Source organism: Pseudomonas sp. B21128 (genome assembly GCF_044218865.1).
Lineage (GTDB): Bacteria > Pseudomonadota > Gammaproteobacteria > Pseudomonadales > Pseudomonadaceae > Aquipseudomonas > Aquipseudomonas iridis.
In genome coordinates, this window is record NZ_CP162590.1 from 3952945 (window position 1) to 3968360 (window position 15416).

Here is a 15416-nt window from a genome sequence, read left to right on the forward strand (position 1 = left end):
CTGAAACACAACGGCCCACCAAAAGGCGGGCCGTTGTATAGCAATCAGACGAAGGATCAGTCCTGACGGCTGGTGACTTCCAGCAGGTGATAACCGAACTGGGTCTTCACCGGGCCTTGCACGACGTTGATCGGCGCGCTGAAGACCACGGTATCGAATTCCTTGACCATCTGGCCTGGACCGAACGAACCCAGATCACCGCCTTGGCGGCTGGATGGGCAGGTGGAATTGGCCTTCGCGACTTCGGCGAAATCAGCGCCGCCTTCGATCTGGGCCTTGAGTTCGTTGCACTTGTCTTCGCTGGCAACAAGGATGTGGCGGGCAGTGGCTTTAGCCATGGGGAAATTCTCCAATCTATTTCAGTAAAGTGTGGAGCCTACCGGAATCAGTGGCCGAATTCTCGGCAAAGTTCCGTGGGATTGTCGACTATCTGATCACAGATTCGCTGCTTTCAGGCGCGCGGCATGTTCTACGTAAAGACCAATCGGGTCCAGTTGACTGGGTAACCCATTGGCAGGACGGCGCAAGGTGCTCAGGTGGTCCAGCGGATAGTCAGACCGGATCACTTGCCCCAGGTGGGAGCTGAAGCGTCCTACGAAACCGTCATTCTGCTGTCCCTCTGTTATGAAATATTGCGACAGCGCCTGGTGAACGCCTTGAATCGGATCAAGGCTGGGCAGGCCGTTTGCAGGCAGCACTCCGCTCCAGGAGTAATAGTGCACGCCATTGACTTTCCCGGGGCCGTCGCCGCCCCAAGTGCTGGGCAACCCCTGTGAAAATTTGTCGTTGAAGGCGCCAACCCCTTCGGTAGTCAGTGCATTGAGCGCCGCCAGTGCGTTCTGCGGCAGGTTGACGCTTCCGCTGAGCAATGAAAGGAAATCGCCAAACAGCGTTGCAATATTGTGCGCGACCAGTTCCGGCAATTGCCCTGGAACCAGGGCCTTGCGCAGGAAGTCAGCCAGTTCGGAACCGTGGTTTGGACCACTGACTGACGTCACCGAAGCGACCGCGTGCGGAGCAAGCGCCGCCGCGTATCTTGCAGTCAGTGCGCCCTGGCTGTGGCCGATGAGGTTGACTTTGCTGGCACCTGTGCCTCGCAGGACACGATCAATCTGCGCCAGCAACTGCTCGCCCCTCATTTCGTTATTGTGGGTGGCGGAGAGGTGGGGAACAAACACCCTGTTTTCAGCAGTTTTCAGCGCCTCCTTGACGTCATGAAACAGCTCGAAATGGCCAATACGCTCGAATCCGAACAGGCCGTGTACCAGAAGGATGGGATAACGAGTTACAGCATTCCGTTGCATGTTCTTACCTTTCTTCGCAGAAGTTCATTGGGGAATCTGTGGGCCACTCTAAAACACACAACTCGTTGAAGAGGTACGAAGGCGCTTCAATTGACCGTTGAATCTGGACTAATAGTCGTGGGAGTTTTCGGCAACAGTTGAAACCTAAATCGGAAGTTCCGGCCGTCTCCTGCAGGAAGCAGTTCGAATTTGCGCAACTTGCCTACCGGCTCTACAGCTTTTGCGCCATGGATGCGGCGAATTGGGCTGATAGCGAGAGCACCCGCAAACGCGTTCAATGTTGGCTGTCGACGCCGTCAATGAAGACAGCGTTTTGTCCAAGGAATGGAATTGCGAATGAACACGCATGAGATCGAGTTTTGCTACCGGATGCGCCACCCAGCCAGCGCCAGCAAGACAGTTGAATTGTTGCCAGCAGTGACACTTGATGCGCTGGAGGGCCTCGTGCTCGACCCCTCGCAAAGCAAGGTTGTCGTCCGTATCGCCCCGTATCCGGGCATGGCCAGTGGTGATCAACTGCTGTTGAGCTGGGACGGCCTGGATATCGAGGGCTACGCCTACCAGCATGAAATGGTGCGCTTCGTCAGCGAAGCCCAGGTTGGCAAGGACGTCATTTTCGTTATCAAGGGCATGCACGTCGCGGCTTTGGATGGCGGCTCGCTGGAGGTCCGCTGGACACTCGTCAGCGCAGCATTGTCCGAGCCCGCATTGTCTGCGCGCCTGCAATTGTCTGTGGGGGATACGCGGGCGCAATTGCTTGCGCCGCATGTCGAGGGTGCAAGTGGCGGGGCGCTGGATCCGGCGCGTGTCGCTGAAGGCGTACTCATCACGCTTCAGCCATACGCCCGCATGGCTGCAGGCGACCAAGTGCTGTTGATGTGGTCTGGCGAGGCATCCCCGCTGTCGTTCAGCGATCGATTGAAGGTCGAAACCTTCGCAGTCTCCGATGTCCTGTCATTTTGGGTCCCGCCTGAATTCATCGCGGCCCATCTGGGTGGCGAGGTCTCGGTACGCTACCGAATCGAGCAGGCGGGTGGAGTGGTGCGCGAATCCGAGCCCGCGCGAATACTCATCACGCCGTTGCTGCTCGGTGAGCTGGATGCGCCTGATGTACTGGAAGCTGAGGGGGGTGTGCTACTGACGGAGGATTCGATCGATGGCGTCACTGTGGTGATCGGCAATGCCCAAACGCAAGAGGGTGAGCTGGTCTACCTCAAGTGCGACGGTGCATATTTCAATCATCGGGATGACCGTGAAGTCACCCGGGAAACCGCAGGCAAACCGCTGATTTTCATCGTTCCACAGCGCTTCTGGCGTGAGCATCTTGGGTCGACTGTTTCTGTTGCCTACACCGTCGAGCGTCTGGACGACGTCAGTCAGGCGTCTGCGGTTACGCTGGTGCGGGTCGAGGCGTAGTTGCGACGCGCTTCACCCTCCGGTTTTTTTAAAAACCGGAGGGCAAGTCTCGATATCAGCCTCTGGCTTTCGCGCCAAGGCGCTGAGCCGCGTCGAGTAGCAGTTGCTCGGTTGCGCTGAAACCCAGGCAGCCATCGGTGATCGAAACACCGTATTGCAGCGATGCACTGAGTGGCTGACAGCCTTCGAACAGATGCGACTCCAGCATCATGCCAATCAACGAGCGATCGCCCTGCAAGCGCTGTTCAAGCACTTCGTTGAACACGCCAGGTTGGCGCAATGGATCCTTGCCACTGTTGGCGTGGCTGCAGTCGACCATAATCCGGCTCGGGATCTTCAGGCGGATCAGTTCGGCGTGAATCCGTGCCACGCTTTCGCGATCATGATTCGGCCCCTGATGGCCTCCGCGCAACACCAGGTGCGTGTCAACGTTGCCGGGTGTCTGAATGATGGCCGGGTGTCCCTGGCTGTCGACGCCGAAATGCCGATGGGGATGGGCTGCCGAACGCATGGCGTCGACTGCAACGGTCGCACCACCGTCGGTGCCGTTCTTGAAGCCCACCGGCATGCTCAAGCCGCTGGCCATTTCGCGATGGATTTGCGATTCAGTGGTACGTGCACCGATGGCAACCCAGCTCAGCAGATCGTCGAAGTAGCCGGCGGCCATCGGTTGCAACAGTTCGGTCGCCACCGGCAAACCCAGCCGGATCATTTCCAGCATCAGCTCGCGGGACAGTGCCAGGCCACCGGCCATGTCATCACTGCCATCCAGATGCGGGTCGTAGGCCAGACCTTTCCAGCCGACAGTGGTGCGCGGTTTTTCGACGTAGGCGCGCATCACCAGAAGCATTTCGTCGCTGACTTGTTCAGCCAGTCGAGCGAGCTTGCCAGCGTATTCAAGGGCGGACTGAGGGTCGTGGATTGAGCAAGGTCCGACAATTACCAGCAGACGCTGGTCTTCACCGTTGAGGATCGCGCGAACCGCTTGGCGATGGGCGGCGACTTGCCGGCTCAAGGCATGGCTCAATGGCAATTGTTGCTTGAGTTGCAACGAGCTCGGCAGACGCAAGGTCAGGGCTTCGTTGGCGCAAGCATGGGTGGACAATGGCAGTGCAGAAATGGACGAGTTCATATTCGGTCTTCCTGGGCAGGCGGCGGGTGCTTCCCGCTCGCTCGGCCCTACTGGGGTGTTCGACAATTGGCCGTATTGGCTACGTGTTCGGGTTTGCCACCTGTAGGTGACCGATCGGAGGCGGCAGGTTGTCCCGAGCGGAGGCTGGTAAATCGCCAGGCGCTAAAGCTGTCGTAACGGTAATAAGTGGCGTAGTTCATTTGATGAATCCTCAAAGTGTCTGGTGTGTGGCTGAAAAGTTTGTGGCCTGAAAAAACAAAACCCCCGGTCGGGAAGCCGACCGGGGGTTGAGAAATCTCTGGTAGGCGACCCGTTTGCTTGGGCGCCGTGTGGGTATCAGGCGCGCCAGTGGCTAAACCAATACCCAAAATAAAAGCTGACCGGAGCGCAAACGTCATTCGCCCGGGCAGCCGCAACCGAGCGCAGGGCGCTGGCGGTGTGAAGCTGTGAGAGGGCGTTGAACATGGTCTGTCTCCGATGAATGCGCCGAGCTTACTAGAGGCCAATACACCTCAGCAATCAGAAAATGCTATCAAGCCGCCAATGAAACACCTATTGCTTGAGTGCAGTATGCGTTGTGACACACTCCACTTTTACCCGCAGATGGCGGGGGCGGGTGAGTCCGGTGATGGAGGCAATATGAGATTTCGTATGTGTCGGGCGACACCTGAAGACTTGGTTTTTGCCCGCGCTCTCACCTGTCAGAACATGCTGCATTACTACATTCATCATGAGCTGTTGTGGCAGGACGAGGCGTTCGACGTGGCATGGTCGGGTCGTGAAAACTGGCTGATAGTGCTTGATGACGTACCGGCAGGTTTTTTCAGTCTAAGTCGGGATGTGCGGGCGCTGTATATTCGTGAATTGCAAATGGCTGAAGCCTTTCGGGGGCAGGGCGCAGGATCCTGGGTGATCGACCAGATTATCAGCATGGCCCGGCATGAAAGGCGCCCGGCGTTACGCCTGACAGTGTTCGAAGATAATCCGGCAAAAAAATTGTATGAGAGAAAAGGACTACACGTACAAGGCGAGGACGAGTGTTTCCTGCGAATGCAGCTCGATATCAGTACACCTGTGCTCTGAAACCCACGGCCGGCAAGCCCTCAATGATCGTTTGAAACTTTTTAAATGACGCTTGCCGCTAGGTCTGCCGGGCACTTTTTGCTAAGGTGTCCGGCATCCCAATATGACCATATCGCGAGGTGTCTGCTTGATTAGGGTGCTGGTGGTCGATGACCATGATCTCGTTCGTACGGGCATTACCCGGATGCTGGCCGATATTGATGGCTTGCAGGTGGTTGGCCAAGCCGAGTCCGGGGAAGAATCCCTGATCAAGGCCCGAGAGTTGAAACCCGATGTGGTCCTGATGGACGTCAAGATGCCTGGCATCGGCGGACTGGAGGCCACGCGCAAACTGCTGCGCAGTCATCCGGACATCAAGGTGGTCGCGGTTACGGTGTGTGAAGAGGATCCTTTTCCTACACGGTTGCTGCAGGCTGGTGCTGCGGGATATCTGACCAAGGGCGCCGGATTACCGGAAATGGTACAGGCCATTCGCCTGGTCTTTGCCGGGCAGCGCTATATCAGCCCGCAGATTGCCCAGCAATTGGCGATCAAGTCCTTCCAGCCGTCCAATGACTCACCTTTCGATGCCTTGTCCGAGCGCGAAATCCAGATCGCACTGATGATTGTTGGCTGTCAGAAGGTTCAGATCATTTCCGACAAGTTGTGCCTTTCACCGAAAACCGTGAACACCTATCGCTACCGTATTTTCGAGAAGCTTTCGATCAGCAGCGACGTCGAGTTGACACTTTTGGCGGTTCGTCACGGCATGGTTGATGCTAGCCTCTGACATGACTGAAACATTCGATTCCAGTGCCTTTCTGTCGACCGTTAGCGGGCGCCCCGGCGTGTACCGCATGTTCGACAGCGATGCGCGACTGTTGTATGTCGGCAAGGCCAAGAACCTCAAGAAGCGACTGGCCAGTTACTTTCGCAAAACCGGCCTGGCGCCGAAGACGGCTGCGCTGGTTGGGCGCATTGCTCAGGTCGAAACGACCATCACCGCCAATGAAACCGAGGCGCTGCTATTAGAGCAGACGCTGATCAAGGAATGGCGGCCGCCGTACAACATTCTGTTGCGCGACGACAAATCCTATCCCTATGTATTTTTGTCCGACGGCCAATTCCCGCGTTTGAGCATTCATCGTGGGGCAAAAAAGGCCAAGGGCAAATATTTCGGGCCTTATCCAAGTGCTGGCGCCATCCGTGAAAGTCTGAGCCTGCTGCAGAAAACGTTCTTCGTCCGCCAGTGTGAAGACAGTTACTACAAGAACCGCACTCGCCCGTGCCTGCAATATCAGATCAAGCGTTGCAAGGCACCTTGCGTCGGGCTGGTCGAGCCTGAGGTTTATGCTGACGACGTCCGTCATTCGGTGATGTTTCTCGAAGGGCGCAGTCATGCGCTGACCAACGAGCTGTCCACCGCGATGGAAGAGGCGGCGATCAACCTCGAATTCGAGCGCGCTGCCGAGTTGCGTGATCAGATTGCCCTGCTGCGCCGTGTGCAGGATCAACAAAGCATGGAGGGTGGCACGGGCGATATCGATGTCATCGCAGCTTTCGTCAACCCGGGGGGCGCCTGCGTGCATTTGATCAGCGTCCGTGGCGGACGCGTGCTGGGCAGCAAGAACTTCTTCCCGCAGGTCGGAATTGATGAAGACGTTTCTGAGGTCATGGCGGCGTTTCTCGGTCATTACTTCATCAGCAGCCCGGAGCGCGACCTGCCCAGCGAGCTGATCGTCAACGTGATGCACGAAGACTTTCCGACGGTGATTGAGGCGATCCATGAATTGCGCGGTCGCGAACTGGCCATCAGTCATCGGGTACGAGGCACTCGCGCGCGTTGGCAGCAATTGGCTGTTACCAACGCCGAGCAGGCTTTGGGTGCGCGTCTGGCCAATCGTCAGCACACTGCAGCGCGATTTGAGGCCTTGGCCGAAGTGCTGAACCTGGATGAGCCACCGCAACGGCTGGAGTGTTACGACATCAGCCATTCCAGTGGGGAGGCGACGGTTGCATCCTGTGTTGTCTTTGGCCCGGAAGGCGCGATCAAATCGGATTACCGCCGTTACAACATTGAAGGTGTCACGGCTGGCGATGATTACGCCGCCATGCACCAGGCCCTGACGCGACGTTTCAGTAAGCTCAAGGACGGCGAGGGCAAGTTGCCGGATATTCTGCTGGTCGACGGTGGCAAGGGTCAGCTATCGATGGCCCGTGACGTGCTCAATGAATTGGCCGTGCCGGATTTGATCCTGCTTGGTGTCGCCAAGGGGACAACGCGCAAGGCGGGTTTCGAAACGTTGTATCTGAATGATGCTGCGCATGAATTCACCTTGCGCGGTGACTCGCCGGCACTGCACCTGATTCAGCAGATTCGCGATGAGGCGCACCGCTTTGCAATTACAGGGCACCGAGCACGTCGGGGCAAAACCCGCCGTACGTCAACGCTGGAAGGCGTTGCTGGAGTAGGGCCGACTCGACGTCGCGACTTGTTGAAACATTTTGGTGGATTGCAAGAGCTGACTCGTGCAAGCATCGAAGAGATAGCGAAAGCCCCGGGGATCAGTAAAAAGCTCGCAGAGTCGATTTATGCGAACCTGCATAGCGAGTAGAATGCCCCTTCACCTCGTAGCCAGTTGTGCCGATGAATATCCCTAATCTGATTACCGTTCTACGCGTCCTGCTCATCCCGATCTTCATTTTGCTGTTCTATCTGCCATATCAGTGGAGCTACATGGCCTCTGCCTCGGTGTTTGCCTTTGCGGCAGCAACGGACTGGCTGGATGGTTATCTTGCGCGTCGCCTGGAGCAAAGCACTCCGTTCGGAGCGTTCCTTGATCCGGTCGCTGATAAACTCATGGTCGCCGTTGCGCTGGTGCTGCTGGTTCAAGAGCACGGCAACCTCTGGCTCACGCTGCCCGCGGCGGTGATTATCGGTCGCGAGATCGTCGTTTCGGCACTGCGTGAATGGATGGCCGAACTCGGTGCGCGTGCGCACGTGGCTGTATCGAATCTCGGCAAATGGAAAACTGCAGCGCAGATGCTCGCGCTGGTGATTCTGTTGGCTCATCCGAAGGATTTCAATTTCTGGGTTATCTTGGGTTACGCCTTGCTCCTGGTGTCGGCAGGCCTGACTTTGTGGTCGATGGTTCAATACCTGCGCGCCGCTTGGCCACATCTGAAGACCGATGTAGAAAAGAAATAAAACTTTTTTGAATCAAGGGGTTGACGGAGCTTCTTAATTCTATAGAATGCGCATCACCAAGCGGGAATAGCTCAGTTGGTAGAGCACGACCTTGCCAAGGTCGGGGTCGCGAGTTCGAGTCTCGTTTCCCGCTCCAATTTGTACGTGTCTGTTGTTGTGCTACTGACAGCAGATGCTTTGAGGCCGAGTAGCAAAATGGTTATGCAGTGGATTGCAAATCCACCTACGCCGGTTCGATTCCGACCTCGGCCTCCACTATAAACAAGCTCCGTAGATCCATGATTTACGGAGCTTTTTTATTTGCGGTGCGTTGCAAGATTTAGTCTTGAAAACGTTCATTGCGAACTTGCTTCACCGGGAAGTGATGTATATATTTCCCGCTCGGCTGCTGAAGCCTGCGTGCTGTCAGCATTGAGAGCATGCCGCTGGAAACAGCAACACAGCGCTACCGCCCGAATGGCGAAACTGGTAGACGCATGGGACTTAAAATCCCCCGCTCGTAAGGGCGTGCCGGTTCGATTCCGGCTTCGGGCACCATCTATATCAAGGGCTTGCATGAGATACCTCATGCAGGCCCTTAGTTTTTTCCGCAGTCAAAAATCATCCGCACTTCCTGTCCTTCTGTCACTTAGTAGGGGCTACCTGCATGCCCTTACGCGTCCGGATACCCTGTTCTGTCATCCCGACAGAGATAGGCCCTGACTGGTCTCGAGCTTCGTGAATGCTCTCTGTTGGCTCCTCTTCGCCAGCTGCCGCTTTTGCTCGGATCCCGCATTTGAAATTCTGCTTACAGAATCCAGGCGCAACCGGCGGGTAACGTTGATTCAGTGGAGCCCGGCGCTGTCCGGTTCATAATGGCGCGGTAAGCGAAAACGGAATGCGCAGCTCTTCGACAGGCCCTGTATCCCGGCCGCACATTTCGTCGTGCACGCATTGCTGCACCAGCACGCAAGGAAATGCAGGGACGGTCTGCAGCAAGTCGCGCAGGTGGGTGATCGAACGCAGGTGCATCGGTTTGGTCGCATCATCAAGCAGGGTGAACTGGCCGTGGTCCAGGCGGATCCGTGCCAGATAAAAACCACCTTCGAGTGACAGCAGCTCCAGCTCGCGTATTTCGCTGTTGGCCGCATGTTCGGTGAGGGTTTTCAGGTTCATGTTTCACTCCTTGCCTACCAGGGCAGGCGTTCTCCATCGTAAGCAAAGAAATGGCCGCTGTCGGCCGGCGTCAATTGGTCTATCAAGGTCAGTAATTGGGCCGCGGCAACGTCTGCCGGCCGGGCACTGGAGGCTCCGCGGAAAGGTTGCGACAACCCCGAGATAACCGTGCCTGGGTGTAGACTGAGCAAGCGGCTCTGCGGGCGAGTGCGCGCCAGTTCGATGGCGGCGGTTTTGATCAGCATGTTCAGCGCAGCCTTGGAGGCGCGATAGGCGTACCAGCCGCCCAAACGGTTGTCGCCAATGCTCCCGACCTTTGCCGAAAGCATCGCCATCGCCCCCATTGGATCGAGCAGCGGCAGAAAGTGGCGCAGCACCATTGCCGGCCCCAGCGCGTTCACTTGAAACACGGTCTGAAGCGCCTCCAGCTCGATCGCACTGAGGCTTTTTTCCGGCTTGATCCCGTCGCGATGGAGCAGGCCGGCCGCGTGTACGATCAATTGATACGGTGCTTCGGCTGCCAGCTCGGTGGCGGCGCTGGCAATGGTTTCGGGTCGCTCAAGGTCCAGCTCGGGGACGGTATGACGCCCCAGCGCGCGAACCCCGGCACAGCGCGGATCCTGTTCAAGCTGTTCGCAAAAAGCCGTGCCGAGGGTTCCACTGGCGCCGATCACCAACGCGCGATAACCGTCGCCGAGCGAAGCCATGGTCAATACGCGATTCATTGGCTCGCTCCGGGGCTTTGGCGACGGAAGAATAGCGTCACTTGGCCGACCTCTACCCCGAACTTGGACATAGTGGTGCGGTTGATCAACGTGTCCTCGTCCATCAGGAACATCCAGTCGTCCATGCTCATTTCGTAGGTCGAGCCGTCGACCGGCAGGTTCAGGCGATAACGCCAGTGCAACGTGTTTCCAGCGACTTGGCCCTGGGCGACACCCACCACATCATCCGCGCGACCGCTCCAGCGCCCTTGGCCCTCGGGCGTGAGGGTCCAGACGCGGCGCTGGCGTGTGCCGTCGCTGTATTGGAAGCGCTCGTCGAGAATCAGGTTGTTGCCCTCGCGGCGGCTGACGATGTTGACCTCGAAGCGCTTGACAACTTCACCGCTGCGCTTCTGAAACATCCCCCAGGCTTTGACGGGCTGACTGAAAAAATGCTCCAGATTCAATGCCGGTTGCTGATCCGCATAACGGGCGACATCCACACTGCCGCAGCTTGCGACGCTGAGTGCCATTGCCACTAACAGCAGAAATCGTGTCATTGCCATACTCCCTGAAGTACACAGGTGGATGAGGGTGAAGTTTCGAGCTATTTGCTTGTACAGTGCGAAGGCGCTGTATAGGTTTATGGCCGTCTGATGAGCTGCAGAAATTCCTGCCGCGTCGTCGAACTCTCACGGAAGGCGCCCAGCATCACGGAAGAAGTCATGATTGAATTCTGCTTCTCGACGCCGCGCATCATCATGCACATGTGCCTGGCTTCAATGACCACCGCCACACCGGCGGCATCGGTGATCTGCTGGATGGCTTCAGCAATCTGTCGGGTAAGGTTTTCTTGGATCTGCAGGCGACGCGCGAACATATCAACCACTCGCGCGACCTTTGATAGCCCCAGCACCCTGCCGGTGGGGATATACGCCACATGCGCCTTACCGATAAAGGGCAGCATGTGGTGTTCACACAGGGAATAAAGCTCAATGTCGCTGACGATCACCATTTCATCGCTCTGCGACTCGAACAAGGCACCGTTGGTGACGTCTTCCAGGCTCAACGTGTAGCCATTGCACAGATACTGCATCGCTTTGGCGGCACGCTTGGGCGTATCTAACAAACCCTCGCGCTCGGGGTTTTCACCGACGCCGACAAGAATTTCACGATAATGACTGGCTAGGAGTGGGTTCATTCAAGTGTCTCGCGGCGTTGCTGTGCGTGAAGGTCAACCCATCGCTAAAGAGTTGTACGCGAACAATGTCTTTGTATAGGTTTATTCAAGATAGGCCGAAAAGAATCATCTGACAACGACTCGGCAATCTTTTTGTGCAGCTGCGAAAACCTCACATCTCAGAACCAGCCAGGGATGGGAAACACCCCAGTAGGGTGCGTCAGGCGATGGCAATGCGTTTGACGCACGAGTGAAGGGTGCATCTCTTTGATCTTCGACCCGTTGAATGAGAGGCGATGGATGACGCACAAGAGACGCGAAAAAGGGCCGAGTGGATCGGCCCTTTTTATACTGTCCTAAACAAAGGCCTGTTCGCTAAAGCCACGGGGCAAGGGCTGAAGTCCGGCCATCGTCGTCAGCCGTTCAAGCCATTCGGCGCGCCAGTTGGTTGGGCCGTGTGAGGTTTTTGCTTTTCGCGCGGTGCGGCGGGCCGCATTGCGCTGGTCTTTTCTCGCTTGTTTCGTGCGGGGGAGGTTTTCGGCAGGAAAAAAAACACCCGCATGCGGGCGGGTGAGAGGGGTGTTTCTAAAGGAGTAACTCTACTGTAGGCCAGCAGATGTGATGGTTATGTGAAAAGAACCACGCCCATTCACAATCCAGATAAAAAACGCCCAGCCAGGATTTCGGTGACGCGCGTGCCACCGCTGTCAGGGCTCAGATGATTACCGCGTAAAACCCACTGTCATCTGAATCGAGGCAGTGGCCGATCAATAGGCTTGAGTGCCGACAGTGAGTTGCGGATCAGCGGAGTATCTTTGTCGATGTCATTCAGGCGATCACGGATGCGCAGGGCTGTCGGGTGCCCGCCCTGGTGATCGACCCAGTCGGCTATCTCTTTGCAAGCCGCCGCGAGGCGCGCCTGCCGGGCGTCGAGCAGGGTGAGGAGGGTGGTGATGGACTCTTTTTCGGACATGAAACACCTCCGTACGTTGAAACCGCTGAACAGCAGCAAAAAGCCCGCGAGTTGCGAGCTTTCTGCCGATGGGGCGCTGCTCCTTCAGCTGGTTTCAGTATAGACCCGCTGCTGATCGGCATCAGCTTGATAACTGTCGGGCCGGTGTGGTTGAACTGGCTGCGTTGAGACGCTTGCATTCGTCTCGAGCGTCCTCTTCCACGTCGTAGCCATCGCCAATGAAACCGCCAGTGCGGCTATCGCAGATGCGAAACCAGCTTTTGGCTTCTGCCGGATCATGCTGGCTATCAGTGGCGCGTCGCCCGTGAATGATGATTTTGTTGCAACGCTTCACGATGAAAATGTCTTCCATGGCGTCACCGCAGTTGATTCGTGTCACATCAACTATAGAAGCCTTAAGCAATTGTGCAAAAAACAGCCAGGTCAACTCGTCGGTTGCAGACGCCATCCTTCGGCGTGCCACTGCAGTTCATGGGTTGGGTTTAACGCCCGTAGAAACGCCTGGTCGTGGGAAACCGCCACAATCGCTCCGGGAAACGTCCGCAAGGCTTGTTCGAAAGCTTCTACCGAAGTCAGATCCAGGTGATTGGTCGGCTCATCGAGCAACAGTAGTTGGGCGGGTGTCTGACGCCATAACGCCAGAGCAAGCGCGGCTTTCAGGCGTTCACCGCCACTGAGTGAAGCGCAGGGCAGGGTGACGCGCTGCGCGTTGAGTTGCAGGTGCGCCAGGTAACTGCGCAACGTGCCTTCGCTCATCTGTGATTGTTGCTCCTTCAGCTGTTCAACGATAGACATACGATCATCCAGCAACGTCAGTTGTTGATCGAGGAAAGCCAACGGCACATGGGTGATGCAGGCGCCGGACAGTGGCTGCCGTTCACCGCTTAGCAGATTCAACAACGTCGATTTGCCACAGCCATTCGGACCACTGACCGCAATGCGCATCGGCCCGTGGATGTCGAGGTTCAGCCGCGACGATGGTGCATCAGCCGGTAGCCAGGGCAAACGAGCGTCGATCAACGTGCAGATCCGGCGTGTGCTCGGCACGAGACTGCCCGGCAGATTGATCAAGACAGCCTCGTCAGGCACGACCTTCGCGAAAGCGTCACGTACCCCGGTATCCAGATCGGTTTTGCGTGACTGCTGGCCGAGTCGCACGTGGCCCATGATGTCCCGCGCAGCCGCTTTCATCGCCGCCCGTTCGAAGCCGGCCACGTTGGCGGTCTGTGCATTGCGCCGGCTGCTGGCGGCGTGCCGCTGGGTTGTGTCGTGCTCGCGTTGCAGTCGCGCACGCTGGCGCTGGCGTTCGACTCGGGCCTGATCAAGCTGTGCCTGCGCCGCGGCTTGATGGATCCGCCGTTGTTCAGTGAATTCAGAATAACGACCCCTGAAGACAGTCGCCCCCAATGGCGTGAGTTCGACAATTCGACGCATCTGTTCCAGCAACTGGCGGTCGTGACTGACGACAATCAGGCCACCGCGCCATGCTTGCAGTGCGTTCATCAGCCATTGCCGACCCGCGTTGTCGAGGTGGTTGGTCGGCTCATCCAGCACCAACAATTGCCCGGGGGTCAGCAGCGCGCCGATCAGGGCAATTCTGGCTTGTTGGCCACCGCTGAGCGTTTGAGTGAGGTCGGTGGCAACGATGTCGGGCAGTCCGGCTTCATCCAGTCGCTGACGCAAGCGTTCCGGTAAATCCCAGCGTTCGCCGATGAGGTCGAAATCCTCGCTACTGGCGCAACCCCTCGCCAGCCGCTCGAGCGCTGCGAGCCCCGGCGCCGTGCCTGTTGCGTCGGCCACTGTCTGCCCGCAGATTGCGACGAAGTTTTGCGCGACGTAGCTCACCGAAACCGGACGCACCACATTGCCGGTAACAGGCTGCAATTGTCCGGCTATCAGCCGCGCGAGCACGCTTTTGCCGACGCCATTACGACCCACGATAGCGGTCGGCAGATGATCGAAGTTGAGATTGAGGTCATTGAAAATCGTCTCGCCATTGGCGAATTGAAAGCCCATTTGATTGAGGGAGACGAGTGCAGGCGTACGCGAGACGTGAGTCATCGGCACCTCCAGAAAATGTCGTGAAAACTGACAAGCGCTAATAAGCGGCAAGTCGCGATTACATTTTTAGAAGGCCGGGTTGTTCACGTTTGCGATCATCCTGAGGAGGCAAAGGTGGCTAGCCTAAAGGACGGTGCCGAGTCGATCAAGGGGCGACGGTCATCTCGCTCATGCGTTCGAGAAACATCGCCAGCGCCACTTCTTCAGTGCGCAGCCCCTTGCGTACGCGAGGGCGCGGCAGTTCGGCAAGCGCGCCTAGCATGAAATTTTCTACCACGGCCGGGTGGATGTAGCACTTACGGCACACTGCAGGCGTGTTCCCCAGCTGTTTGGCGACGCCTTTGACCATGTCCACCACATGCCGTTTAGCTTCGGTTTCTGATTCATGTTTAAGCTCGCGCAATACAGACAAGGCCAAGGCACTGCCGGCCCAGGTGCGGTAGTCCTTGGCGGTGAAGTCTGCGCCGGTCAGGGTTTTGAGGTAGGTGTTGACGTCGGAAGAGCTGACGGTGTGCCGTTCGCCGTGTTCATCCAGATACTGAAACAGGTTCTGCCCGGGGATTTCCAGGCAGCGTTTGATGACCCGCGCCAGGCGTCGATCCTTCACGGTGATCTGGTGTTCGATACCGCTCTTGCCCCGAAACTGGAACAGGATCGCACTGCCGTTGACCTCGACATGCCGGCTGCGCAGGGTAGTCAGACCATAGGAGCGATTATCCCGCGCGTATTGCGTATTGCCGACTCTAATCAGCGTGGCGTCGAGCAACGTGATCACCGTGGCCATGACCTTGTCGCGACTGAAACCGGGTGCAGCCAATAGCGCTTCCAGTTGTTTGCGTAACTTCGGCAATGCCTGGCCGAACTCGCGCAGCCGCGAATACTTGTCGGCATCACGCACTTCACGCCATCTCACGTGATAACGGTATTGCTTGCGGCCCCGGGCATCGCGGCCGGTGGCTTGAAGATGACCGCTGGGGTCCGGGCAGATCCACACGTCGGTGTAGGCCGGCGGAACGGCGAGGGCATTGATGCGTTTGATTTCATCCGCATCGGTAATGCGTTGGCCTGACGGTTCGAAGTAACTGAACTTGCCGCGCAGTTTTTTGCGGGTAATGCCGGGCTGTGTGTCATCGACGTAATGCAGGTCGGATGGCAGTGCATCGGTCAGCTCGGTGTCGGGCATGGCGGCTTCCTTCGGTGGCGCGGTGGTCGTTAAAACCA

At 57.4% G+C, this 15416-nt stretch carries 16 protein-coding genes and 3 tRNA genes; 8 read left to right on the top strand and 11 right to left on the bottom strand.

Going from position 1 to position 15416, the window contains the following annotated elements; genetic code table 11:
* Nucleotides 1-56: 56 nt before the first annotated feature.
* Nucleotides 57-338 carry a peptidylprolyl isomerase gene (locus tag AB4P91_RS17640; protein WP_003445034.1) on the bottom strand — a complete coding sequence of 94 codons (282 nt, stop codon included), beginning with the start codon at nt 336-338 and terminating at the stop codon, nt 57-59.
* Nucleotides 339-434: 96 nt separating this feature from the next.
* Complete coding sequence (locus AB4P91_RS17645; RefSeq protein WP_395603319.1) at nt 435-1304, bottom strand: esterase/lipase family protein; 870 nt, start codon at nt 1302-1304, stop codon at nt 435-437.
* Between the two features lie 336 nt (nt 1305-1640).
* Between AB4P91_RS17645 and AB4P91_RS17650 the strand changes: the two genes are divergently transcribed.
* Nucleotides 1641-2720 (top strand): hypothetical protein, encoded by a 1080-nt coding sequence (locus AB4P91_RS17650; RefSeq protein WP_395603320.1) that lies wholly within the window; start codon nt 1641-1643, stop codon nt 2718-2720.
* Nucleotides 2721-2775: 55 nt separating this feature from the next.
* Here the strand turns inward: AB4P91_RS17650 and AB4P91_RS17655 are convergent, their stop codons facing one another.
* The gene (locus tag AB4P91_RS17655) at nt 2776-3852 is read right to left on the bottom strand and encodes a 3-deoxy-7-phosphoheptulonate synthase (RefSeq protein ID WP_150592039.1); all 1077 of its coding nucleotides are present in this window, start codon (nt 3850-3852) and stop codon (nt 2776-2778) included.
* Nucleotides 3853-4491: 639 nt separating this feature from the next.
* On the opposite strand from AB4P91_RS17655, the gene AB4P91_RS17660 reads away from it, so the two are divergent.
* The 7 genes from AB4P91_RS17660 (at nt 4492) to AB4P91_RS17690 (ending at nt 8659) form a co-directional block, all read left to right on the top strand.
* The gene (locus tag AB4P91_RS17660; protein WP_395604974.1) at nt 4492-4935 is read left to right on the top strand and encodes a GNAT family N-acetyltransferase; all 444 of its coding nucleotides are present in this window, start codon (nt 4492-4494) and stop codon (nt 4933-4935) included.
* Nucleotides 4936-5062: 127 nt separating this feature from the next.
* Nucleotides 5063-5704, top strand: coding sequence for a UvrY/SirA/GacA family response regulator transcription factor (gene uvrY / locus AB4P91_RS17665; RefSeq protein WP_016984198.1), 642 nt, complete (start codon nt 5063-5065; stop codon nt 5702-5704).
* A gap of 1 nt (nt 5705) precedes the next feature.
* Nucleotides 5706-7529, top strand: coding sequence for an excinuclease ABC subunit UvrC (uvrC, locus tag AB4P91_RS17670; RefSeq protein ID WP_395603321.1), 1824 nt, complete (start codon nt 5706-5708; stop codon nt 7527-7529).
* A 32-nt stretch (nt 7530-7561) separates the two neighbouring features.
* Complete coding sequence (pgsA, locus tag AB4P91_RS17675; protein WP_150592577.1) at nt 7562-8122, top strand: CDP-diacylglycerol--glycerol-3-phosphate 3-phosphatidyltransferase; 561 nt, start codon at nt 7562-7564, stop codon at nt 8120-8122.
* A gap of 60 nt (nt 8123-8182) precedes the next feature.
* A tRNA-Gly gene (locus AB4P91_RS17680) sits at nt 8183-8258 on the top strand.
* 45 nt (nt 8259-8303) lie between these two features.
* Nucleotides 8304-8377, top strand: a tRNA-Cys gene (locus AB4P91_RS17685).
* A 195-nt stretch (nt 8378-8572) separates the two neighbouring features.
* Nucleotides 8573-8659: transfer RNA gene (locus tag AB4P91_RS17690), tRNA-Leu, on the top strand.
* Nucleotides 8660-8971: 312 nt separating this feature from the next.
* On the opposite strand, the gene AB4P91_RS17695 is transcribed toward AB4P91_RS17690, so the two are convergent.
* The 8 genes from AB4P91_RS17695 to AB4P91_RS17730 all read right to left on the bottom strand — a co-directional run bounded on the left by AB4P91_RS17695 (nt 8972) and on the right by AB4P91_RS17730 (nt 15378).
* Nucleotides 8972-9277, bottom strand: coding sequence for a DUF6482 family protein (locus AB4P91_RS17695; RefSeq protein WP_150592012.1), 306 nt, complete (start codon nt 9275-9277; stop codon nt 8972-8974).
* 14 nt (nt 9278-9291) lie between these two features.
* Entirely contained in the window at nt 9292-10002 is a 711-nt protein-coding gene (locus tag AB4P91_RS17700) for an SDR family oxidoreductase (protein WP_150597805.1), read from the bottom strand.
* Nucleotides 9999-10541: a DUF3833 domain-containing protein gene (locus AB4P91_RS17705; RefSeq protein WP_395603322.1), complete on the bottom strand. Its 543-nt coding sequence runs from the start codon at nt 10539-10541 to the stop codon at nt 9999-10001. Before AB4P91_RS17705 ends, AB4P91_RS17700 begins: the two co-directional genes overlap by 4 nt.
* An 83-nt stretch (nt 10542-10624) precedes the next feature.
* Nucleotides 10625-11182, bottom strand: coding sequence for a GTP cyclohydrolase I FolE (folE, locus tag AB4P91_RS17710; RefSeq protein WP_150592009.1), 558 nt, complete (start codon nt 11180-11182; stop codon nt 10625-10627).
* Between the two features lie 721 nt (nt 11183-11903).
* Complete coding sequence (locus tag AB4P91_RS17715) at nt 11904-12134, bottom strand: hypothetical protein (RefSeq protein ID WP_150592007.1); 231 nt, start codon at nt 12132-12134, stop codon at nt 11904-11906.
* A 121-nt stretch (nt 12135-12255) separates the two neighbouring features.
* Entirely contained in the window at nt 12256-12486 is a 231-nt protein-coding gene (locus tag AB4P91_RS17720) for a hypothetical protein (protein ID WP_042562104.1), read from the bottom strand.
* A 71-nt stretch (nt 12487-12557) separates the two neighbouring features.
* Nucleotides 12558-14195, bottom strand: coding sequence for an ATP-binding cassette domain-containing protein (locus tag AB4P91_RS17725; RefSeq protein WP_395603323.1), 1638 nt, complete (start codon nt 14193-14195; stop codon nt 12558-12560).
* Nucleotides 14196-14340: 145 nt separating this feature from the next.
* On the bottom strand, nt 14341-15378 hold the full coding sequence (locus AB4P91_RS17730; RefSeq protein WP_150597808.1) for a DNA topoisomerase IB: 1038 nt from the start codon (nt 15376-15378) through the stop codon (nt 14341-14343).
* Nucleotides 15379-15416 lie beyond the last annotated feature (38 nt).

Excerpts from the sequence above, each read along its gene's own strand:
- AB4P91_RS17655 (WP_150592039.1), bottom strand. The coding sequence starts at position 3,852 with ATGAACTCGTCCATTTCTGCACTGCCATTGTCCACCCATGCTTGCGCC.
- AB4P91_RS17640 (WP_003445034.1), bottom strand. The coding sequence starts at position 338 with ATGGCTAAAGCCACTGCCCGCCACATCCTTGTTGCCAGCGAAGACAAG.
- pgsA (WP_150592577.1), top strand. The coding sequence starts at position 7,562 with ATGAATATCCCTAATCTGATTACCGTTCTACGCGTCCTGCTCATCCCG.
- uvrC (WP_395603321.1), top strand. The coding sequence starts at position 5,706 with ATGACTGAAACATTCGATTCCAGTGCCTTTCTGTCGACCGTTAGCGGG.
- AB4P91_RS17645 (WP_395603319.1), bottom strand. The coding sequence starts at position 1,304 with ATGCAACGGAATGCTGTAACTCGTTATCCCATCCTTCTGGTACACGGC.
- AB4P91_RS17720 (WP_042562104.1), bottom strand. The coding sequence starts at position 12,486 with ATGGAAGACATTTTCATCGTGAAGCGTTGCAACAAAATCATCATTCAC.
- AB4P91_RS17695 (WP_150592012.1), bottom strand. The coding sequence starts at position 9,277 with ATGAACCTGAAAACCCTCACCGAACATGCGGCCAACAGCGAAATACGC.
- AB4P91_RS17660 (WP_395604974.1), top strand. The coding sequence starts at position 4,492 with ATGAGATTTCGTATGTGTCGGGCGACACCTGAAGACTTGGTTTTTGCC.
- AB4P91_RS17705 (WP_395603322.1), bottom strand. The coding sequence starts at position 10,541 with ATGACACGATTTCTGCTGTTAGTGGCAATGGCACTCAGCGTCGCAAGC.
- folE (WP_150592009.1), bottom strand. The coding sequence starts at position 11,182 with ATGAACCCACTCCTAGCCAGTCATTATCGTGAAATTCTTGTCGGCGTC.
- AB4P91_RS17725 (WP_395603323.1), bottom strand. The coding sequence starts at position 14,195 with ATGACTCACGTCTCGCGTACGCCTGCACTCGTCTCCCTCAATCAAATG.
- AB4P91_RS17700 (WP_150597805.1), bottom strand. The coding sequence starts at position 10,002 with ATGAATCGCGTATTGACCATGGCTTCGCTCGGCGACGGTTATCGCGCG.
- AB4P91_RS17715 (WP_150592007.1), bottom strand. The coding sequence starts at position 12,134 with ATGTCCGAAAAAGAGTCCATCACCACCCTCCTCACCCTGCTCGACGCC.
- AB4P91_RS17650 (WP_395603320.1), top strand. The coding sequence starts at position 1,641 with ATGAACACGCATGAGATCGAGTTTTGCTACCGGATGCGCCACCCAGCC.
- AB4P91_RS17730 (WP_150597808.1), bottom strand. The coding sequence starts at position 15,378 with ATGCCCGACACCGAGCTGACCGATGCACTGCCATCCGACCTGCATTAC.